The organism is Streptosporangium sp. NPDC020072 (genome assembly GCF_040631445.1).
Lineage (GTDB): Bacteria > Actinomycetota > Actinomycetes > Streptosporangiales > Streptosporangiaceae > Streptosporangium.
Genome location: NZ_JBEYAB010000018.1, coordinates 114,735 through 134,825 on the forward strand (window position 1 = coordinate 114,735; position 20,091 = coordinate 134,825).

The 20,091-nt window shown below is 72.5% G+C and carries 14 protein-coding genes and 2 pseudogenes; 3 read left to right on the forward strand and 13 right to left on the reverse strand.

The window, feature by feature from the left end:
* Nucleotides 1-2 precede the first annotated feature (2 nt).
* The 4 genes from ABZ470_RS35645 to ABZ470_RS35660 form a co-directional block, all read right to left on the reverse strand.
* Nucleotides 3-1,025, reverse strand: a complete 1,023-nt coding sequence (locus tag ABZ470_RS35645) for a DUF1702 family protein (protein WP_362916999.1) — start codon at nt 1,023-1,025, stop codon at nt 3-5.
* A gap of 178 nt (nt 1,026-1,203) precedes the next feature.
* Complete coding sequence (locus ABZ470_RS35650; protein ID WP_362917001.1) at nt 1,204-2,184, reverse strand: DUF1702 family protein; 981 nt, start codon at nt 2,182-2,184, stop codon at nt 1,204-1,206.
* A 175-nt stretch (nt 2,185-2,359) separates the two neighbouring features.
* Nucleotides 2,360-3,157, reverse strand: coding sequence for a TIGR03084 family metal-binding protein (locus tag ABZ470_RS35655; RefSeq protein ID WP_362917003.1), 798 nt, complete (start codon nt 3,155-3,157; stop codon nt 2,360-2,362).
* Nucleotides 3,158-3,306: 149 nt separating this feature from the next.
* On the reverse strand, nt 3,307-7,143 hold the full coding sequence (locus ABZ470_RS35660) for a hypothetical protein (RefSeq protein WP_362917005.1): 3,837 nt from the start codon (nt 7,141-7,143) through the stop codon (nt 3,307-3,309).
* 594 nt (nt 7,144-7,737) lie between these two features.
* Here ABZ470_RS35660 and ABZ470_RS35665 point away from each other — a divergent pair.
* A pseudogene (locus tag ABZ470_RS35665) lies at nt 7,738-8,718 on the forward strand (RNA polymerase sigma factor); the annotation flags it as partial.
* Nucleotides 8,719-8,730: 12 nt separating this feature from the next.
* On the opposite strand, the gene ABZ470_RS35670 reads toward ABZ470_RS35665, so the two are convergent.
* The 8 genes from ABZ470_RS35670 to ABZ470_RS35705 form a co-directional block, all read right to left on the reverse strand.
* The gene (locus ABZ470_RS35670; protein WP_362917007.1) at nt 8,731-9,969 is read right to left on the reverse strand and encodes a cytochrome P450; all 1,239 of its coding nucleotides are present in this window, start codon (nt 9,967-9,969) and stop codon (nt 8,731-8,733) included.
* 63 nt (nt 9,970-10,032) lie between these two features.
* Complete coding sequence (locus ABZ470_RS35675; protein ID WP_352012653.1) at nt 10,033-11,427, reverse strand: FAD-dependent oxidoreductase; 1,395 nt, start codon at nt 11,425-11,427, stop codon at nt 10,033-10,035.
* A complete protein-coding gene (locus tag ABZ470_RS35680) occupies nt 11,417-11,647 on the reverse strand; it encodes a ferredoxin (RefSeq protein ID WP_352012654.1) in 231 nt (76 codons plus the stop codon). The genes ABZ470_RS35675 and ABZ470_RS35680 overlap by 11 nt, the downstream gene beginning before the upstream one ends.
* A gap of 166 nt (nt 11,648-11,813) precedes the next feature.
* A complete protein-coding gene (locus ABZ470_RS35685; RefSeq protein ID WP_362772097.1) occupies nt 11,814-12,935 on the reverse strand; it encodes a serine hydrolase domain-containing protein in 1,122 nt (373 codons plus the stop codon).
* Nucleotides 12,935-14,323: an amino acid permease gene (locus ABZ470_RS35690; RefSeq protein ID WP_362917009.1), complete on the reverse strand. Its 1,389-nt coding sequence runs from the start codon at nt 14,321-14,323 to the stop codon at nt 12,935-12,937. Before ABZ470_RS35690 ends, ABZ470_RS35685 begins: the two co-directional genes overlap by 1 nt.
* Before the next feature lie 300 nt (nt 14,324-14,623).
* Nucleotides 14,624-15,433, reverse strand: coding sequence for an enoyl-CoA hydratase/isomerase family protein (locus tag ABZ470_RS35695; protein ID WP_362917011.1), 810 nt, complete (start codon nt 15,431-15,433; stop codon nt 14,624-14,626).
* Nucleotides 15,430-16,944, reverse strand: coding sequence for an AMP-binding protein (locus tag ABZ470_RS35700; RefSeq protein WP_362917013.1), 1,515 nt, complete (start codon nt 16,942-16,944; stop codon nt 15,430-15,432). Before ABZ470_RS35700 ends, ABZ470_RS35695 begins: the two co-directional genes overlap by 4 nt.
* Nucleotides 16,941-17,600 carry a TetR/AcrR family transcriptional regulator gene (locus tag ABZ470_RS35705; protein ID WP_352012659.1) on the reverse strand — a complete coding sequence of 220 codons (660 nt, stop codon included), beginning with the start codon at nt 17,598-17,600 and terminating at the stop codon, nt 16,941-16,943. Before ABZ470_RS35705 ends, ABZ470_RS35700 begins: the two co-directional genes overlap by 4 nt.
* 106 nt (nt 17,601-17,706) lie before the next feature.
* Here ABZ470_RS35705 and ABZ470_RS35710 point away from each other — a divergent pair.
* Nucleotides 17,707-17,922, forward strand: a pseudogene (locus ABZ470_RS35710) (helix-turn-helix transcriptional regulator); the annotation flags it as partial.
* Between the two features lie 55 nt (nt 17,923-17,977).
* Here the strand turns inward: ABZ470_RS35710 and ABZ470_RS35715 are convergent.
* Nucleotides 17,978-18,583 carry a DUF4142 domain-containing protein gene (locus ABZ470_RS35715; RefSeq protein ID WP_362917015.1) on the reverse strand — a complete coding sequence of 202 codons (606 nt, stop codon included), beginning with the start codon at nt 18,581-18,583 and terminating at the stop codon, nt 17,978-17,980.
* A 555-nt stretch (nt 18,584-19,138) separates the two neighbouring features.
* Here ABZ470_RS35715 and ABZ470_RS35720 point away from each other — a divergent pair.
* The gene (locus tag ABZ470_RS35720) at nt 19,139-19,987 is read left to right on the forward strand and encodes a protein phosphatase 2C domain-containing protein (RefSeq protein WP_362917017.1); all 849 of its coding nucleotides are present in this window, start codon (nt 19,139-19,141) and stop codon (nt 19,985-19,987) included.
* Nucleotides 19,988-20,091 lie beyond the last annotated feature (104 nt).

A 20,091-nucleotide genomic window follows, 5' to 3' on the forward strand; every position in this document is an offset into this window, starting at 1 on the left:
TCCTAACACCTCCCAAGGGATGCGAACTCGTCGGCGATGCGCCGCCGCCACACCTCGTAGGCGGGCACCTCGCCCTGGACGGGCCCGTCGGGACGGGCCTTCTCACTGATCCGCGCCGCCTGTTCCGGGGTCATGTCGCAGAAGACCCGGGTGGCCAGGAGCGTGTGCGGCACCACGAGGCCGGCCCGTTGCCTGGCCTCGGCCGCGAACACGCAGCCCTGGGCGATCTGCGGGCGGTATCGGCCCGCGCGCTCCCAGAAGGCCAGCAGTTCCCCCTCCTCCGCGCCGCCCGCGTAGCTGGCGGCCAGCCCGGCGCCCGCGTACAGGTCGGCCCTGCGTTCCTCGGGGAATCCGTCGATCATCGTGGCGACGAGTTCCACGTCCGTCCCGCCGACGAACCACATGGCCCGTCCCACGCCCTGGTCGATGGCGTGCCCGGCGTACCAGCGGAAGCGGTCGGCCGTCCAGGGGAAGTCGGGGTCGCGGAAACGGGCGTGGACGTAGCGGCCGGTGTGGAAGTAGGCCTGGTGGAAGCCGTACCCGTCGAGGACGAGCCAGCGCAGCAGCGGATCGTAGGCCGAGACGTCGGGCCACAGGAAACGCGGCAGTCTGGCCATCGCCCAGCCGACCCCGACGTAGACCATGTAGAGGTGGTCGTCACCGCGCCCGGCGAGGAGATCTCCCGTTCTGCGGCCTCCGGTGAACGGCAGGGCGTCCAGTACGGCGGAGCCCATGCCCGCGCCCTCGTAGGCGAAGCCGCGGAAACGGGTGGGAATCGTCTCAAGCCGCTGTTCCGCCTCACGGGCCGAGCGTGAACCGGCCACGTGCGCGTAACCGGCCAGAAACGATTCACCAATCGTTTCCAGCAATTCCCTCGCCTGTGGGCTTTTCTCATTGAAACCGCGCGTCCCGAGTTTCGTGGCCGAGACGCCCGGGGTCAGAATTCGGCGCCTCAGCGCCCTCAACGCATTGGCCACTTGCCGCCTCACGCCCCTTATTCCGGATAGATTCGTCTCCTCGCCCATCTGCCGACAAATCTACACAGGCACCTTGACCGACTGTCTACTTCAAACGTGCTCACGGAAACGCGAAGGAAGCCTTCCTGCAATCGGGCGCATGATTAACGGCGACGACAGCGGATGGCCTCGCGCCATCAATTCACAAAAAGGCCGCAACAATTACGCGGAAATGCGGCGTCCGCCGTCAGCCCGTCCGCAGGGACAGGTGGGCGCGCACCTTCCCGCGCCACAGCTCGTAGGCGGGCAGCCCGCCGGAGCCCCGCTCGACGGCCGAGTCGTCCGCGAGCGCGACCGCGGCCTCCGCGGTCAGGTCCGCCAGGGCCCGGACCGCCGTCTCGGTGTGCGGCGGCACGAACCCCGCGTAGTGGCGGGCCTTGGCCGCGAAGACCGCGCCTTGGGCCAGCTCCGCCCCGTGCCCGGCGGCCTCCTCGCGCAGCGCGGCCAGATCCTCCGCCTCCGCCCCGCCCGCGAACGCCGCCGCCAGCCCGACGCCGCTCCACAGGTCGGCCCTCCGGTGTTCCGCGAAGCGCCCGACCGTGGCCGCGACGTCGCCGGGACGGCCTCCGTGGACGAACCACAGCGCCCGGCCGACCCCCTGGTCCGCCGCCCTCGGGAAGTAGTCCGGCATGCCCTCCCACGGGTAGGGCACGGCCACGCGCTGCCGGCCGACCCAGCGCGCGGTGTCGAAGTAGGCGCGGTCGAAGCCGTACCCGTCGACGGCCAGCCAGCTCATCGTCGGGTGGTACGGCAGGCCCGTCAGGTCGGGAACCGCCCTGCTCCACAGCACCCTCGGCAGCCGGGCGAGCGCGAACCCGATGCCGATGTAGGTCAGGAAGAGGTGCGGCCTGCCGGGGCCGAGCAGGAGGTCGCGGGTGCGGGTGCCACGGCCGCCGCCCATCGCGTCGAGGACGGCGCAGGCCATCGTCGCGCCCTCGTAGGCGAAGCCGCGCAGTTCCCGGTCGACCATCGCGAGCCTGCGCTCGACCTCCCACTGGTCCCGCGCGTTGACGCCCCACTCGAACCCGCACACCACCGCCTGGGGGATCGCCTCCAGGCGCCGGGTCGCCTCGGAGGGGACGACCTGGAAGCCGCGCCCCGCGAAGGTCACCTCGGCCAGGGAGGGCGCGAGCAGCAGGCTGCGCAGCGATCCGAAGACGGTGGGCATGGGACCTCCCTGCTCGGGTGACCCTTTCATGCTCCCTTCCCGCGGGTCGTGACGCATCTCTTGGATTGCGCCACCCCGGCGGACGGATCACGTCATCCGCCCCACGCGTGCGCGGCCCGGTGCGCGCCCGTCGTGGGCGCGCCCCGGGCCGCGCGGGGTCGTCGCGGATTTTCCGTCAGCGGGTGGCGAACTGTCCCGGGGTACGGCCCTGGCCTGCGGGCCCCCGGTAGGCCTGGGCGATGTCCAGCCACCGGTCGGCCTCCGCCCCCGAGGCGGTGAGCGCGAGGTCGGCACGGTGCCTGCGCCTGACCACGAGCAGGCAGAAGTCGTGGGCCGGGCCGACGACCCGCTGCCCGGCGTCCTGGGGCCCGAAGGCCCACGACTCGCCGGAGGGCGCGGTCAGCTCGAAGCGGAACTCCTCACCCGGCGGCGTCAGGCCCCGCGCCTGGTAGCCGAAGTCCCTGGTCAGGGTGGCGAACCAGGCCAGGTGCCTGATCCGGTCCGTCGGCTCCCGCCGTACCCCGAGCGCGTCGGCGATGTCCTGGCCGTGCCCGAAGAGTTCCATGTATCCGGCGCAGCCGAGCACGGCGGGCGGAAGCGGCCTGACCAGCCACGGCACGACCTGGTTCTCCGGCACCGCGGCGAGCGCCGCGAGCGAGGCCGCGCGTCCCGCCCGCCAGCGGGCCAGCAGCTTCTCCGGCGGGTCGTCCAGATAGTCCGCGAGGGCGGCGTTCACCGCCCCGTCGAAGTCCTTGCCCGCCCGCGCGGCCAGCGCCCCGAACGTCTCGGGGTCGGAGGCCGCCAGTTCGGCCAGGCGGAAGATGAAGGTGAGGTGCGCGATCTGGTGTCTGATCGTCCATCCGGGCGCGGGGGTGGGAAGCGCCCACCCGTCGGCGTCGAGGCCTTCGACCATGCGGTCGACTTCCTCGCCCTCCGCGGCCAGGTCGGAGATCACGTCCTGCAACTGGGTCACGAGCCTGTCCTCTCGCAGGGAAACTCGCAGGGAACCTCCAGGGAAGGAGGTCTGCCGAACACCTCACCGCGGCGGCGCGTTCTGCCCCAGCATGCATCGGTGCGAACCGGCTGTCTTCTCCCTGTGTGCTGTCCGTGGTCACCGGGTGGTCACCGGCAGGGTGGCTCGTACGGCATGTCGGGGAAGTGGTGACCCCACTCGGCGCGGGTGATCCTGGGGTGCGCGACGGCGCACACCAGGGCGGCGGCGCGCTCGGAGTCGATCTCCCACAGCCGCACCGTGCGGTCCCGGCCCGCGGTGGCCAGGGTGTGCCCGTCCGGGCTGAACGCCAGCGCGTGGATCCCCTCGGTGTGGCCGCCGAGGGTGGCCAGTTCCACGGGCAGGCGCGGGTCGGTCGTGTCCCACAACCGCACCGTGCGGTCGGCTCCGGCCGTGGCCAGGATGTGGCCCCGGGGGGCGAACGCCACGGCGTAGACGGTGTCGGTGTGCGGGGTCAGCGTGGACAGGGGCCGCGCCCTCCCCGGGCGGGAGACGTCCCACAGCCTGGCGGTGCGGTCGAAGCCGGAGCCGGCCAGCACCTTCCCGTCCGGGGAGAACGCCACCGCGCTGACCCCGTCGGTGTGACCCGTCAGCGTCGCCACCGGCTCCGGCCGGACCGGACGGGAGACGTCCCACAGCCGCACCGTACGGTCCCAGCCGCCGGTGGCCAGCGCCTTCCCGTCCGGGGAGAAGACCACCGCGCTCACCCCGTCGGTGTGACCCGTCAGCGTCGCCACCGGCTCCGGCCGGACCGGACGGGAGACGTCCCACAGCCGCACCTCGCGGTCGGGTCCCGCCGTGGCCAGGAGACGGCCGTCGGGCGAGAAGGCCACCGCGTTGACGTCGCCGGCGAAGTCCGTGAGTGTCGCCAGGGCCTTCGGACGGAGCAGGTCGGTGACCTCCCACAGCCGCACCGTGCGGTCGCGGCCCGCCGTGGCCAGGACACGGCCACCGGGGGCGAAGGCGAGCCCGCACACCGGGCCGCGGTGCGCGGTCAGCTCGCTCAGCGCCCTGGGCCTGAAGGGGTCGGCGACGTCCCACAGCCACGCCGTACGGTCCGATCCCCCGCTGGCCAGGGCGCGCCGGTCGGGGCTGAAGGCGACGGAGCAGACCGTGTCGCGGTGCGCGGCGAGCACGGGACCCGGAAGGTCCCACACCCAGACGGTGTGGTCGTCGCTGGCACTGGCCAGGCTCCTGCCGCCGGGGGCGAAGGCCACCGAGACGACCGCCCCGGCCTGGCCCGACAGCACGGCGGGCTCCTCGGCGCCGGAGTCGGACACGTCCCACATCCGCACCGTGCGGTCCGTGCTCGCGCCGGCCAGGTCGCGTCCTCCCGGGCTGAAGGCCACCGAGCGCACGCCGTCGGCGTGGCCGCGCAGGACACGTCGCTCCCGGACCTTCCCGGGGTCGCCGGTGTCCCACAGCCGGACGGTGCGGTCCTGGCTCGCGCTGGCCAGCGAGCGGCCGTCCGGGCTGAACGCCACCGCGTTCACGGTGCCGGTGTGCCCGGTCAGGACCGCCGTCCGGGCAGGGGCCCGCGGCCGGGTGAGATCCCACAGCCGCACCGTGCGGTCCTGCCCGGCGCTGGCGAGGGTGCGGCCTCGCGGGTCGAAGGCGACCGAGACGACGGCGTCGTCGTGCCCGGTCACGCGGGCCAGCGGTCTGGGGTGTGCGGGGTCGGCGACGTCCCACAGGCGCACCGTGCGGTCGGTTCCCGCGCTGGCCAGCACCCGTCCGTCGGGGCTGAACGCCACCGCGTTCACATCGCCGGTGTGCCCGGTGAGGACGACCGGCGCCGCGGCGCGGCGAGGGCCGCCCAGGTCCCACAACCGCACCGTACGGTCCTGCCCGGCGCTGGCCAGCGTGCGCCCGTCCGGGCTGAAGGCGAGCGCGCCGACGCCGCCGGTGTGCCCCGTCAGGACCGCGAGCGCCGCCGGGCGGTGGGGGTCGGCCAGGTCCCACAACCGCACGGTGCGGTCGCGGCTCGCGCTGGCCAGCGTGTGCCCGCCGGGGCTGAAGGCGACCGCGCCGACGTTGTCGGTGTGCCCGGTCAGGCGGGTGGCGTAGGGGGTGGCGAAGGCGCTCAGCAGGGTCCCCCTGGCCTGCTCCGTCGGCACCAGCCGGTAGGCGGCGAGCCCGATCTGGGCGGCCAGGGCGGGGTTGGTCGCGCGCAGCGCGGCGGCCTCGCCCGCGGCCTTCTGGGAGACGGCGATGTTGCGCTGGCGGGTGGCCGTGCCGTTGGCGTCGGCGGCGTAGACGACGGCGGTGACGGCCAGCAGGAGCAGCGCGGTGAGCGCGGCGACGAGCTGGCGCAGGCGGCGGGTGTGCCGCCTGCCCGCGTCGAGTTCGGCGGCCCGCGCGGCCAGGCTGGCGTCGAGGAAGGCGCGCTCCCTGCCGGTGAGCACGGCGTCTCCCGTTTCGGCCCAGCTCTGCGCCTGGGCGAGCCCGACCCCCCGGTAGAGGGCTCCCGGGTCATGGCCGAGCGACTCCCAGGTGCCGGTCGCCTCGGTGAGCCTGCGGTGGACGCGCAGCCCCTCACGGTCCTCGGCCAGCCAGCCGCGCAGCCGGGGCCATGCGCCCAGCAGCGCCTCGTGGGAGATCTCCACGGTTTCGCGGTCGAGGGTGATGAGGCGCGCGGCCGCCAGGCGTTCCAGGACGACCGGGGTGTCGGGGTCGTCCTGGTCGAGCTCACGGCGGAAGACGGGCCGCTTGGTGTCCTCGGTGCCCTCGCCGAGGGCGGTCAGCCGCAGGAACAGGCTCTTGACCAGCCGCTGCCTCCGGGGGCCGAAGGCGGCGTAGAGCGACTCGGCCGTCTGCGCGAGCGCGCCGTGCAGGCCGCCCGCCGCCTGGAAGCCCGCCAGGGTCAGCGTGTTCCCCCTGCGTCTGCGCCAGGTCTCCAGCAGGGCGTGCGAGAGCGAGGGCAGCGTTCCCGCCTGCCCGTTCGCCTGGGCCACGACGGCGGTCAGCAGCGCGGTCTCGACCGTGCAGCCCGCGCGGACCGCGGGCTGCACGACGGCGCGGCGCAACTCGTCGGTGGTCATGGGTCCAACGGCGAGCTGCGCGTCGGCGAAGGCCTCGACCAGGTCCGGGTGGCGGGTGCAGTGGGCGTAGAAGTCGGCGCGCACCCCGAGCACGACCCGGCAGCGGCTGTCGCCCGCGCCGGCCGCGGTGACCAGCGCCGCGAGGAAACGGCCGCGCTCCGTCTCGTCGTCGCAGAGGGTGAAGACCTCCTCGAACTGGTCGACGACCAGCAGCAGCTCGGCCTGTTCCGGCCGGCCGGCCAGGGCCCGGCGGACGATCCGGTGCAGGCCGCGCGGGCCGGCCGCCAGTTCTTCGCACAGCCCGCCCGGGGTGTCCCCGGTGAGCCGGGCGAGCTGGAGCGCGCACTCCTCCAGGGGGCGCGGCCCCGGGGTGAACAGCACCACGGGGCCCTGTCCGCCCTCGGCCCTCCTGCGCGGCACCAGCCCGGCCCGCAGCAGCGAGGACTTCCCCGCGCCCGAGGTGCCGAAGAGCGCGACCAGTCTCCGCCGCGCCAGACGGGTCCGTAACTCCTCGACGAGCCGCTCGCGGCCGAAGAACCGGTCGGCGTCCTCACTGCGGAAGGCCGCCAGGCCGACGTACGGCGGTTCCTGCCCGACCGTCCGTTCCCCTGTCTCCCGCGGGCCGCTCCCCGAGAGTTCCGCGGCCACCTCGTGCCAGCGCCGTTCCCACTCGGTGCCGTCGCCCCCGCAGGCGCCGACGTAGGCCAGGGTCACCGCCAGGCTCGGCAGTCTCCTGCCCGCCGCCGCGCCGGACAGCGTCGCCACCGAGTAGTGCGCCCTGCGTGCCAGCAGCCGGTACGGCGGGCCACCCGCCTTCTCCCTCAGCTCGCGCAGTTCGGCCGCGAACCGCAGCAGCGCGCTGTCTCCCTCGTCCAGTGGTCGCTCGCCACGCGGCAGCGCCCCCACCTCCTCGGTCCGGTCCCCCGGTGCCCGCGCGAGGTGACGCCGGGAGACAGCCGGAGGCGGCCGTCCGAGCCTCCGGCGGGCCCTTCGGCACCGGGAACTCGCCCGGCGATTGTTGCACACGCCCCAACAGGCCGGAAGCCGGTTCTCCTCGCGTCTCCGGCGAGATCATCATCCATCACGACAAGCGCTTTCACGGCATGGCGGCCCGCCGTACCCCTCGTTGCGGGTCATCTTCCGCTCGCCGTCCGGTCGCCGGCGGAGAACGTTGACGACCTGGGCCCGCCGCGCCGCGTCGCGGGTGTTTCCGGGTCGTTCTCCGCCGCGTTCCAGGAACGCCGACGAGGAAGGGAGCGAAAATCACGCGTCCGATGAGGGATCTCCTGTCCCGAGAGGCCGGAACCGTCACAGTGACCACCGCTGTGCCCTTCTCGGTGGCGTGCGGCCGCCGTACCGCGCGCCCCACCGGCCCCGGATGTCCCGCGCCACGCCGCCCCTGAGTGGCCGCAGCACACCCGTGCAGGACGTACGTTGAAATGCACAGGTGTTTGCCCTGCCGGCTCCATGAAGGATGTGATCGCCGTGACGGCCTCCGCTGAGGAAAACGTGCTGATCTTGGCCGACGACGATGACGAGACGCCCGACGCCCTGGTGACGGTCGCGGGTGCGAGTGTGGACCCGGTCAAGGACTACCTCCGGCAGATCGGCAAGGTTCCCCTACTCAACGCCGAGCAGGAGGTCGAGCTGGCCAAGCGCATCGAGGCCGGCCTGTTCGCCGAGGAGCAGCTGGAGGTCGAGGGCGACCGGCTGCCGGTCGACGTGCGCGCCGAGCTGGAGTGGATCGCCGAGGACGGCCGTCACGCCAAGGACCACCTTCTTGAGGCCAACCTGCGTCTGGTGGTCTCGCTGGCCAAGCGCTACACCGGCCGGGGCATGCTCTTCCTGGACCTGATCCAGGAGGGCAACCTGGGCCTGATCCGCGCGGTGGAGAAGTTCGACTACACCAAGGGGTTCAAGTTCTCCACCTACGCCACGTGGTGGATCAAGCAGGCGATCACCCGGGCGATGGCCGACCAGGCGCGGACGATCCGCATCCCGGTCCACATGGTCGAGGTGATCAACAAGCTGGCCCGGGTGCACCGGCAGATGATGTCCGACCTGGGCCGTGAGCCGACCTCGGAGGAGCTGGCCCGCGAGCTGGAGATGACCCCGGAGAAGGTCGTCGAGGTCCAGCGGTACGGCCGGGAGCCGATCTCCCTGCACAGCCCGCTCGGCACGGAGGGCGACAGCGAGTTCGGCGACCTCATCGAGGACTCCGAGGCGATCACCCCCGACGAGGCGGTGGCGTTCGGGCTGCTGCAGGAGCAGCTGCACGCCGTCCTCGACACCCTGTCCGAGCGTGAGGCCGGGGTGATGGCCCTGCGGTTCGGACTGACCGACGGCCAGCCGAAGACGCTGGACGAGATCGGCAAGGTCTACGGGGTCACCCGGGAGCGCATCCGCCAGATCGAGTCCAAGACCATGTCCAAGCTGCGTCACCCGTCCAGGTCCCAGGCGCTGCGCGACTACCTGAGCTGACGGCCGTCCGGCCTACCCCGTCAGGCCGTCGAAGGCGACCCTGAGGTGGCGGGGGCCGCGCAGGACCGGATTCCGCCGGTAGGGCGGCGGGTCTTCGGCGAGCCCGGGGTCGCTGAGCCTGCGGGCCAGCTGGGTCAGCGCGATCTGCGCCTCAAGGCGGGCCAGCGGCGCGCCGAAGCAGTAGTGGACTCCACTGCCGAAGCCGAAGTGCTGGTTGTCCGCCCGCTCCGGGTCGAACCTGTCGGGCTCGTCGAAACGCCTGGGGTCGCGGCTTCCCGAGGCCAGTACGAGCCAGATCGGCGCCCCCTTCGGGATGACGGTCCCGGCGACCTCGATGTCGGCCAGGGCGGTGCGCTGCGGCAGGAACTGCACCGGCGGCTCGAAGCGCAGCAGCTCCTCGACCAGCGGTACGGCCAGCTCCGGCTCCTTGCTGAGCCTGGCCAGGGCCTCGGGGTGGCGCAGCAGGGTGAGCATCCCGTTGGTGATGAGGTTGACGGTGGTCTCGTGGCCCGCGATGAACAGCAGGACGGCCGTTGTGATCATCTCGATCGGTGTCAGGCGTCCCTGCGGGTCCTGCGCGGTGACCATGGCCGACAGCAGGTCGTCGCCGGGTGTACGGCGGTGCTCCTCGGCGAGCCCGGCGAGATAGCGGCCCAGCTCGACCCGGGCCTGCTGGGCGGTGAGCTGCCGCTGCGCGGGGTCCTCGGACGAACTCGGGTCGATGCCCGCGACGATCCTCTCCGCCCAGACGTGGAAGCGCGCCTCGTCCTCGTGGGGCACACCGAGGAGCCTGCAGATCACCATCACGGGGAAGGGGTAGGCGAAGTCGTCGACCAGGTCCGCCTCCCGCCTGTCCCCCAGGTCGTCGATCAGGCCGGTGACCATCCGGCTGAGCTCCCCGCGCATGTCGTGGATCCGCCGGGGGGTGTGCGGCGGCCCGAACGGCCGCATCGCCAGCCGCCGCAACCGGTCGTGCTCGGGCGGGTCGAGCCTGATGAAGCTGGGCGGCAGGCCCGTGTCCTCCTCGGCGTCGGGCGGCAGGCCGCCCGACGCGCCCGGCAGCCGGTTACGGATGTCGGAGCTGATCCTCGGGTCGTGCAGCAGGCTGAGGATCTCCCAGTAGGTGCTGACCGCGTAGACCCCGTCGTCCTGCCGTGAGACCGGTGTCCTGCGGAGTTCGGCGTACAGCGGATAGGGGTCGGCGCGGTTGGCGTAGTCGGTGATCTGCCGCAGCAGGGTGCCCTGCGTCATGGCTGCTTCCTCACGGTCCTCACGGTCCTCACGGTCCTCGGGCGTCGTCTGGCGCGTCGCCGGTCAGGCGCGGGCCGGGGTGAACTGGAGTCTGCGCTCGCTGGGCGCGTATCCGCTCAGCGTCACGGTCGGGCCGTGGCTCGGCAGGGAGGGGTCGGGGAAGTCGGCGGGGATCGGCCGGATGCCCCCGGCGCGCCTGTCCACGTTGGGGAAGTCGGGCGGGAAGGGCGCCGCCGACTCGATCAACCTGCGGTAGAAGTCGATCCATCTGGCCTGGTCGAAGGCGACCGCGGCGATGACGCGCCCCTGGAAGCCGTACGTCACGACGAAGCGGTCCTCCTCCAGGGCACCCTGCGTGACGACGATCTCCTCCCCCATGGGCGGGACGCCGATGGACTTGATGTTGACCCCGAACTGGGCGGACCAGAAGGCCGGGACCCACAGGTAGGGGCGGCGGTCGAGCCCTGAGTTGATCATGTTGTGGGCGGCGATCTCGGCCTGCTCGACCGCGTTGCCCCAGTGTTCGAGCGAGAGGAACTGGTAGCCGAAGAGCGGGTGGGGTGACCTGGCGACGTCCCCGGCGACGAAGACGTCGTCGGTGACGATGCCGTGGACGTCGAAGGCGCGGCATCCCGCGTCGCAGGCGACGCCCCTCGGCCCGGCGGCCAGCCCCGATCCGGCGAGCCACTCGGTGTTGCGTATCGCGCCGAGCCCGACCACCGCGACGTCGGCGTCGATCGCGCTCCCGTCGGAAAGGTGGGCGCGCCTGAGCCGTCCCGCGGCGTCGCCCTCCAGGGCGGTCACCGTGACACCGCAGCGCAGGTCCACGCCGTGCTCACGCTGCAGCCGCGCCGCGACCGCGCCCACGACGCCGCCGAGCGCCCCGACGAGGGGGGCGGGGCCGCGCTCGGCGACCGTGACCTCAAGGCCCCTCTCCCGGCAGGCGGAGGCGATCTCCGAGCCGGTGAACCCGGCTCCGACGACCAGCACCCGGCGGGGGCCCGCCGCCAGATGCCGGTTGAGCCCGGCGGCGTCGTCGGCGGTGCGCAGGACGAACACCCCGTCGAGGGCGGCCTCCGTCTCCTTGAACCACGGCCTGGCGCGGGTGCCGGTCGCGATGAGCAGGCGGTCGTACTCGATCTCGTCGCCGTCGGCGAGGCTGACCCGCCGTTCGGCCAGGTTGAGCCCGGTCGCGGCCACGCCGAGCCGCCAGCGGACGTCAAGGTCGCGGGCACGCGGCAGTGTGGTCGCCTCCGCCGCCGTCCTGCCCAGCAGGACCTGCTTGGACAGGGGCGGCCTGTCGTACGGCTCGCGCGGCTCGTCGCCGATCACGGTCAGCGATCCGGTGAAGCCTCCGGCGCGCAGCGCCTCGGCTCCGTGCAGCCCCGCGAGGGAGGCTCCGACGACGACCACCCGGCCCCGCCGTCTGAGCTCCCGTGCGGCCGTCTCAGCCGACATCGGTCAGCGCTCCCCCTGGCCGTCGCGCGGTGTCCCACTCGACGGTGATGGCCTGCACCGGGCAGGCCGCCGCGGCCCGCAGGACCTGTTCGCGCCGCTCCTCGCCGGGGCCCGGGTCGTACATCAGGGCCTCCTCGCCGTGCATGGAGAAGACGTCCGGCGCCAGGAAGGCGCACTGGGCGTAGCCCTCACAACGGTTGAGATCGACGACAATCCTCACGGAACCCCCCGGCCCCTTCGGCCGTCCCCGTGGCGGGAACGGCCCTTGGGTGATGTCCAGACTAGGGCGGTGACCTGGGAGGACAAGGTCGGCGATTACCGTGTTACGACCCTTTTGCGGGACCTTTGCCGCTTCCCAGGGGGATAGTGGGACTTCATCCTGGTCGTCATCCGCAGCCCGGGACGGACCTGCCGAGGGCCGTGGCGTAGGCGTCGCGCAACAGCGCCGCCAGCGCCCCCTCGTCCTGCGCCTGGTTGACGGTCGCCACGACCGAGATCCGCCGCGCGGGCGCGTAGGCCGCGACGGCGCCCCAGGCTCCGGGGTGGAACCACAGGACCTCGTCGCCGGATGTCAGGCGCTGGATGCCGAGGCCGTAGGTGCCCTTGCTCTGCGGGGTCGCGGTCAGCATGGCCCGCAGTGTCGCCGGGTCGCGGAAGACCCCGCCCTCGAACAGGGCGCGGAAGAAGGTGGTCAGGTCGGCCGCGGTGGAGACCAGGCCGCCTCCGGCGAAGGTGTCGAAGGTCGGGTTCCAGTTCCTGGTGTCCACGGAGCCGAGGTAGGGGTGCGAGAGCGGCGCCCCGCGATGCCGTTCCCAGTGTTCGAGGTAGGTCCCGCGCAGCCCGAGCGGGTCGAGGAGCAGCGTGCGGTAGGCGCGGTGCAGGGGCAGGCCGCTGACCTTCTCGATGACGTACCCGGCCAGGATGTAGCCGGTGTCGGAGTAGTGGTAGCCCCTGCCCGGCCTGAAGTACGGCCTGCCGTGGGCGAGAGCCCAGTCGACCAGCCGTTCCGGTGTCCACGTCCTGCGGGGATGGGCGGCGACCTCGGCGATCCACCTCTCGTCGGCGGCGTAGTCGTACAGGCCCGCGGTGTGGTCGAGCAGCTCGCGCACGGTGATCCGTGCGCCGTAGGAACGGCCGCCGAGCACGTGCACCCGCCCGACCAGGGAAGGGTCGAGATATTTGCTGATCGGGTCGTCGAGGCGTAGCTTGCCCTGTTCTGCGAGCTTGAGCACGGTCGCGGCGGTGAAGGTCTTGGTGACGCTGGCCGCGCGGAAGGCGTCCGTCGGCCGCAGGTCCCTGCCGCCGAGCCGGAAGGCGCCGGCGGCGCCGGTGTAGGCGACCCCGGGGCCCCGGACGTCAAGGATGACCCCGGGGACCGGTGGCCTGGCCGCCCTGCCGACGAGGCAGGCGAACCCGGCCTCGGCGGCGGCCACGGGACCCGCGGTGAGGAGCAGGAACAGCGCGGTGAGAACGGCGACCACGGCCGAGGTTCTGCCGGGCGGACGCATCAGGGGACCTCCAGTGGATCGGTGACCGGCGGGACCGTACGGCCCAGCCGGGTCCTGACCGTGTACGCCAGCAGCGTCACGGCCAGGATGACGCCGACGCCGAGCACGACGGGCCCGACGCCGGGAGAGACGGAGACGGCCAGCAGGGCCGCGCCGAGCAGGACGAGCACCGTCCAGCTCAGCCAGGGGTGGCCCCACATGCGCACCTGCAGCGTCCCCGGGTCGGTGCGGGCGCGCAGCCGTAGCTGGCTCACCGCGATGAACAGGTAGAGGACCAGCGTGAGCAGGCCGGAGGCGTTCAGCAGGAAGGCGAAGATCTCATCAGGGCTGACCAGGCCCGCGACGGCCACGACCACCAGCGCGAGACCGCTTCCCGCCAGGATCGCCGGGGCGGGCACCCCCGAGGGCCGCACCCTGGCCAGTACGGCGGGCGCGTCCCCGCGCTCGGCCAGGGACATCAGCATTCGCGAGGAGCCGTAGATCCCCGCGTTCAGGATCGACAGCACGGCGACCAGGACGACCGCGGTCATCAGGCCGCTCGCGCCGGGGACGCCGAAAACCTCGATGGCGGTGGCGAAGGGGCTGTCCTCCCCGTTGGCCGGGACCCGGTTCCACGGCACGACCGCGACGATCAGCAGGATCGAGCCGACGTAGAAGACCAGCACCCGCCACACCACCCTGACGGTCGCCCGCGCGACCTCCCTGGCGGGTTCTGCGGACTCCGCGGCGGCGATCGTGACGATCTCCGCGCCGAAGTAGGAGAAGACCACCGTCACCAGCGCGGCCAGCACCGCCGCCCAGCCGTTCGGGGCGAACCCACCGTGCTCGGTCAGCGCGGACAGGCCCGGCCCGCCGTGCGGCCACAGCCCGGTGAGGTACAGCGCGCCGACGGCCAGGAAGGCGACGACCACGACGACCTTGACCGAGGCCAGCCAGAACTCGGTCTCGCCGAACACCCGCACCGAGACCAGGTTCGCCACGGTGAGGACGGCCAGCAGCGCCGGGGCGCCCAGCCACACCGGCAGGCCGGGGACGATGCCGGAGGCCAGCCTGGCGCCCGCGACGGACTCGAAGGCGATCACCGCGACCGCGAAGTACCAGTAGCCCCAGCCGACGAGGAATCCCGCCCAGCGGCCCAGGGCCAGCTCCGCGTAGCGGGAGAAGGACCCGGTGGTCGGGTGCGCCGCGGCCATCTCGCCGAGCATCCGCATCACCAGGACGACGATCACGCCGCCCACGGCGTAGGCGACGACCGAGGCGGGACCCGCCATGGCGATCACCGAGCCGCTGCTGACGAACAGGCCGGCGCCGATGACGCCGCCTATGCCGATCATTGTCATGTGCCGCCGCCGCAGTCCGCGGCGGAGCGCTGTCTCACCTTGCGCCATCGAGGCTCCTTGGTTTCGTGGCCCCCGAGCGGGTTTTTCCGGCGTCACGGGTCCGGGCGCGCGGTCACGCCAGGGCCGCCTGCGGCCACGGTCGGCGGGCAGGCGAGGTGCGAAGGGACGGGGGATCTCCCGGAACGGTCTGCGGGCTTCACGGCCGTTCCGGGAACGGCGCGGCCGGTTCGGGGTTCCTCCGCGCCGGCGCGGCCGTTCCGGTGAGCATGGCCGGTCCGGGCCTACGCGGTCGTGCCGGGGTGACACGGCCGTTCCAGAGCGGGTGTGGTGGAAGGGGCGGCGGCCGGTTCAGTCGCCGTGGAACTCGGGGCCGCGCCCGTCACCGAAGGCGTGCAGCCCCTCGGCGAGGTCGGCGCTGCGCAGGCAGGCCAGGCAGCCCTCGACCTCCAGGGCGAGCACGCCCTCCAGGTCGAGTTCCCAGGTCCTGCGCAGGTGCCGCCTGATCAGGCCGACCGGCACGGGGGCGGCCGACCCGATGGTCTCGGCCAGCGCGACGGCGGTGGCGAGCAGGTCCTCACCGGGCACGACCCGGCTGACCAGGCCCGCGCCGAGCGCCTCGGCGGCGCCGATCCGCTCTCCCGACAGCAGCAGGTCGGCCGCCCTGCCGTGCCCGACCAGGCGGGGCAGGAAGTACAGCACGCCGTTGGTCGGGTAGAGGCCGCGGCGCACCTCCATGAAGGCGAACTCGGCCTCCTCCGCCGCGATCCGCAGGTCGCTCGCTATCGCCAGCTCCGCGCCCACGCCGACCGCGATGCCGTTCACCGCGGAGATGACGGTCTTCGGGAAGGCGACCAGGCGCCTGGTGACGTCCTGGAAGTCCTCGACGGTCGCGGCCAGGTCCCGCGACGCCGTACTGCTCAGGCGTTCGCGTGTCTCGGTGAGGTCGACGCCCGAGGAGAAGGCGCGTCCGCGCCCGGTCAGGACGACCGCGCGCACCGTCTCGTCCCGCTCCGCCTCGTCCAGGGCCGCTCCTAGCTCGGCGAACGTGCGGTCCCTGAAGGCGTTCAGCACCTCGGGGCGGTCGAAGGTGACCACCAGGGCCGCGCCGTGGCGGGCCGTGACGATGTCTTTGACGGCGTCTCTGGCGGTGTCGCTCACACGGCCTCCCCGAGCGCGTCGTACTCGTTCTCCCTGCCTGAGGGCAGCAGGTGTTTGGCGATCCGTTCTGACGGGGTCATGGGGAACTCCTCGACGTACTCCACGAAACGCGGCACCTTGAAACCGGCCAGGCGCCCTCGGACGAACTCCACCAGTTCCCCTGGTGGCACGGGGGTCGCGACCTGGACGAACGCCTTGACCTCCTCGCCCCGCAGGTCGTCCGGGACCGCGACGACCGCCGCGGCCCGGACGGCGGGGTGCCGGGCGAGGACCGCCTCGACCTCGGCGGCGGCGACGTTCTCACCGCCGCGGCGGATCATGTCCTTGCGCCTGCCCACGAGGTGGATGTAACCGCGTTCGTCCCTGCGGCCGAGATCGCCGGTGTACAGCCTGCCGTCGCGGATGCGTTCCGCGGTGGCCTCGGGGTCGTTCCAGTAGCCGAGCATCATCGGGCTGCCGGTGACGACGATCTCACCGTCGATGATCTCGACCTGTTTGCCGGGTACGGGAACCCCCGCGGCCCCGCTGCCGACACAGGCGTCGTCGCCCGCCGGGACCGCCAGGTCGACGCCGGTCTCGGTCATGCCGTACGCCTCCCGCCAGGGCGCCCCCCAGCGCCGTTCGAACGCGGCGTGCAGGTCGGCGACGATGCCCGAGCACAGGACGAGCCTGACCCGGTGCGCGTGGTCCAGCGGGTCCTCCGGCTGCCGGTACAGGTAGACCGGCATGGTGCCGAGCAGGTAGAAGAACGTGGCGCCCTCCTCACGCGCGGAGCGCCAGAACGTCGAGGCGGAGAACCTCGGCAGGATCACCAGCGGGATGCCCTTCATCAGGCACAGCACGGTGTTCCACTGCGGGTCCATGTAGGAGAAGGGCTGGGCGGTCAGGTCGACGTCGTCCTCGTCGGCCCCGACGATGCCCGCCGCCAGCTCCGCCAGGCGCAGCCAGTAGCCGTGGGTGAGCATGCACCCCTTGGGGAACCCCGTCGTGCCCGAGGTGTACTGGAGGTTCGCCAGGTCCTCGGGGCCGACCTGCGGAGGTTCGAGGTACGGCGAGGCGGCGTCGGCCTCCGCTCCCGCGTCGAAGGCGCCGGGGACCGGTTGCCCGAAGGGCCCCGCGCCGGCCGGGTCGAGCAGCCCGACCTGCCCGACCCGGGTGCCGAGCAGCGCCCGCGCGGCCTGTGCCGTACCGGCGAGGGCGAGCACGGCACCCGAGTCGGCGATCACGTGGGCGAGGTCGTCGCTCCGGTAGCCGGCGTTGACCGGGACGGTGACCGCGCCGAGCTTGCCAACGGCCAGCCAGGCGACGGGGAAGCCGACGCCGTTGGGCAGCATGACGGCCACCCGGTCGCCGCGGCGCACCCCGTGGGCCCGCAGCACGGCCGCCAGCCGGTTGGTCCGCTCCTCGACCTGCGCGACGGTGGTGGTGACGCCGCCGAAGCGGAACAGCGGCCGTCGCCCGTCGGTCGCGGCCCGCCTCCTGAGCAGGTCGCCGAGGCTGGTGGCGCTCACCGGGCTTCCCCGGGGGCGCTCGCGCGGGTGGCCAGGTCGAACATGTCGGCCAGCTCGGCGGCGCACCCGGCGAGGTCCACGGCCGCCTCGTCGAAGACCCACTGCAGCATGACGCCGTCGATGGCGCCCTGAACGGTCGAGGCGAGCGTGCGGGGGGTGAAGTCCCGGAAGTCGCCGTCCTGCTGTCCTCTGCGCAGGATCCCCTCGATGTGCCTGCGGCAGGGGTCGTAGGCGGTGGCGTTGAAGGCGCGTTTCGCCTCCGCCGTCCCGAAACTTCCCCAGATGTCGACCATGGCGACGAAGTTCTCGCGATGGTCGGCCATGAAGGCGAAGCTCGCCTCGATGTAGGCGCGGAGCCTGGCCGGGCCGCCGGTCTCCCGTTCGACCCTGGACCTGATGAACCGGTTCGACTCCGCCAGCAGGGAGGTGACGATCTCCTCGATCAGCTCGTCCCTGCCGTCGAAGTGGTAGGAGATCACGCTCTTGCTGATCCCCACCTCGTCGGCGATCCGGGCCAGCGACGCCTGGGCGAGCCCCGCGCTGGCGATCGTCGTGATCGCGCCGCCCACGATCTGACGCCTGCGCGTCTCCTCGATGAACGTGGACTTCTTCCTGCCCGGTGCTTTCCGGCCATCCGGCGTAATTTTCGACCGCATGGCCTACATTTAGGCCGTATGGCCGCAAACCCGCAAGGGGCCTGCGCCAACTCTCCGGTTTTCCCTACCTCCAGGAAGACGGTGTGCCATGGATGACCTTCCCCCGCTCCGCCCCCGCGAGAGGGAGGTGCTCGCGCTGATGGCGCAGGGCTGCTCGAACGCCGAGGTCGCGGCGCGGCTGCACCTGTCGGCCGCGGCCGTGGAGAAACACGTCTCCGGTGTGTTCACCAAGCTGGGCCTGCCGCCGACCGCGAGCGGGAACCGCCGCGTCCTGGCGGTCCTGCGTTATCTGGGCCATCAGAGCCTTTCCGGAAACCCCTGACCCGGCCGGAGCCGGGTCAGGGGTTTCTCCGTACCGCGCCGTCTCCCAGGCGGGCCTATTCGTGCGGGAGGGTGCTGCCGGTCGGGGTGCTCCGCGGTGCGGGGGACCCGCCCCCACCGCCACCGCCGCCGTTGCCGCCCCCGCCGCCGCCGTTGCCCCTGGCCTGCTGCAACATCTCCAGGTGGGCCTGCACGACGGGCTTGGCCTCCGAGGCGACCTTCTTGACCGCGGCGGAGGAGCCGTCCCTCAGCTCGGTGTTGATGACCGTGAGGGTCTGGCGGTGCCCGGCGATCTGCGCCCTGATCCAGGCGTTGTTGAAGGCCGCGCCGTTCAGGTTCGACAGCTTGTCGAGTGTGGCGCGCTGCTTGGGCGCGGGCTGTTCGGGAAGCGTGACGCCCGCCCGTTGCGCCTCCCGTTTGACGGCCGCGTCCAGTTTGAGGTGGTCGGCCACGATCTTCTTGGCGATGTTCTGCACGGCCTGGTTGCTCGACTTCTTCTCGGCGAGCCTGCCCGCCTCGATCTCGGTCAGGTTCGACCGGTGGGCCTGAGCCAGGAAGGTCTTGTCCTGTTCGTTGAGGCTGGGCTGGGCGAGGACTCTGGTGGCACCGCCACCGAGTACGACGGCCACGGTGGCCAGCAGCACGATGATCCTTCTCATCATTGAAACCCCCGCGGATCACTCCTTAGGAATATTTAGGACCTCCTCCCCATATGCACCGATATTCACCGAGATATCAGCATTAATCAGCAAATGAAGTCCAAAGTTCCGCGGAGGTCCCCGGCGAGCCGAGCCGTACGGATCGCACGGGCGAGTGCCCCGCTGAGCGGGCCGTCCGGTCCCGGCCCGGCCCCGTTCCCACCGCCGGGCACGAGCCGTACGGCGAGCGCCCCGGCCATGTCACAGTGGTGATTGTTTTTGGGCCTGCGGTAAACCCCCGCACGCCCTGCCACGTCGGTTTGACATGCGCACCACAAGCCGGATTAGCAAGCCCAATTCCCGATATCAAATGATTTGCCAGGGTTTAGGGTAATTTCGGGATTCCCGGCCGGGAGCTCCAACGACCGAGAGGACGCCGGCCCTTCGTGACGGAGCCCATACGGGCCGTCCGCCCCGACCGGCGTGCGATCGATCGTCCCGACCAGACCAGATCAGGAGGGTTCCCCCTCCCATGCCCGCGGACGCGGTCTGACATCGGATCGAACAGAAAGCACGGATGTGAAGCGACTCCAGGCGAAGCCACGATTCGTCCCCGCAGGAAGGGTCCTCGACCCGCTCGTCATCGGCGGGCGGCCGATGGCGCGTCCCGTCACCGGGGCGGTCCCCGACGCGATCGGGAAACGACCGGACAGTGAGCTCGACGGCGCCGACCTGCCAGAGCTGTCCGTCAGGGCGGCCTCGGTCAGAGGGGAGGCCAACCGCCGCGACGGGGCTCCCCGCAGGGACGCGATGGGGCTGTGGCAGATCGACGGCTCCCGGCTGCTCGCGTGCGCCGCGGGAGGACTCGCGGACGCGGAACTGTCCCACGTCGGCGCGGCCGAGGCCTGCGCCTCCGCCCGCCGCAACCTGCTCGGCCTGCTGCGGCACGCCGAGGACGGAGCCCCGGTGGAGGACTTCTTCGCCGCCGTCACCCGTGACCTCGCCGAACGGGCCGAGCGGACCGGCGTTCCCGCCGCCGCCCTGCGCACCACCCTGCTGGCCGCGATCATCGACACCGCCGAGCACCGCGTCCACGTGGCGCGGATCGGCGACGGCACGGCGTCGCTCCTGCGCGAGGGGCACTGGTCCCCGGTCCTGCCCGCCGGGGACGGCGCGCGGACGCCGGACGCGCTCCCCGGGGACGGCCCGGCCGGGACCGCGATGGCCGATCTCCTGCGGGGCGACATGCTGCTGCTGTGCACCGGCGGCCTGGCCAGGCCGATGGGCGAGGAGGAGGTCAGCGAGCAGGTCTCCGCCTGGTGGTCACAGCCCTCGGTGCCGTCCCTGCCCGAGTTCTTCTGGCAGCTCAGCTTCCGGGACGAGTCCCACGAGGACGACCGCACCGCCGTCTGCGCCTGGAGACGCTGAGTCCCGTCCCCGGTGCCCCCGGTCCGGCGGGGGCACCGGCCTCGGGCGGAAGGACGATCCCGGGCAACCGGAAATACCCTCCGGTTCGTTGGGGTTGCCACTGT

Excerpts from the sequence above, each read along its gene's own strand:
- ABZ470_RS35645 (WP_362916999.1), bottom strand. The coding sequence starts at position 1,025 with ATGGGCGAGGAGACGAATCTATCCGGAATAAGGGGCGTGAGGCGGCAA.
- ABZ470_RS35650 (WP_362917001.1), bottom strand. The coding sequence starts at position 2,184 with ATGCCCACCGTCTTCGGATCGCTGCGCAGCCTGCTGCTCGCGCCCTCC.
- ABZ470_RS35670 (WP_362917007.1), bottom strand. The coding sequence starts at position 9,969 with ATGACGCAGGGCACCCTGCTGCGGCAGATCACCGACTACGCCAACCGC.
- ABZ470_RS35675 (WP_352012653.1), bottom strand. The coding sequence starts at position 11,427 with ATGTCGGCTGAGACGGCCGCACGGGAGCTCAGACGGCGGGGCCGGGTG.
- ABZ470_RS35685 (WP_362772097.1), bottom strand. The coding sequence starts at position 12,935 with ATGCGTCCGCCCGGCAGAACCTCGGCCGTGGTCGCCGTTCTCACCGCG.
- ABZ470_RS35690 (WP_362917009.1), bottom strand. The coding sequence starts at position 14,323 with ATGGCGCAAGGTGAGACAGCGCTCCGCCGCGGACTGCGGCGGCGGCAC.
- ABZ470_RS35705 (WP_352012659.1), bottom strand. The coding sequence starts at position 17,600 with ATGCGGTCGAAAATTACGCCGGATGGCCGGAAAGCACCGGGCAGGAAG.
- ABZ470_RS35715 (WP_362917015.1), bottom strand. The coding sequence starts at position 18,583 with ATGATGAGAAGGATCATCGTGCTGCTGGCCACCGTGGCCGTCGTACTC.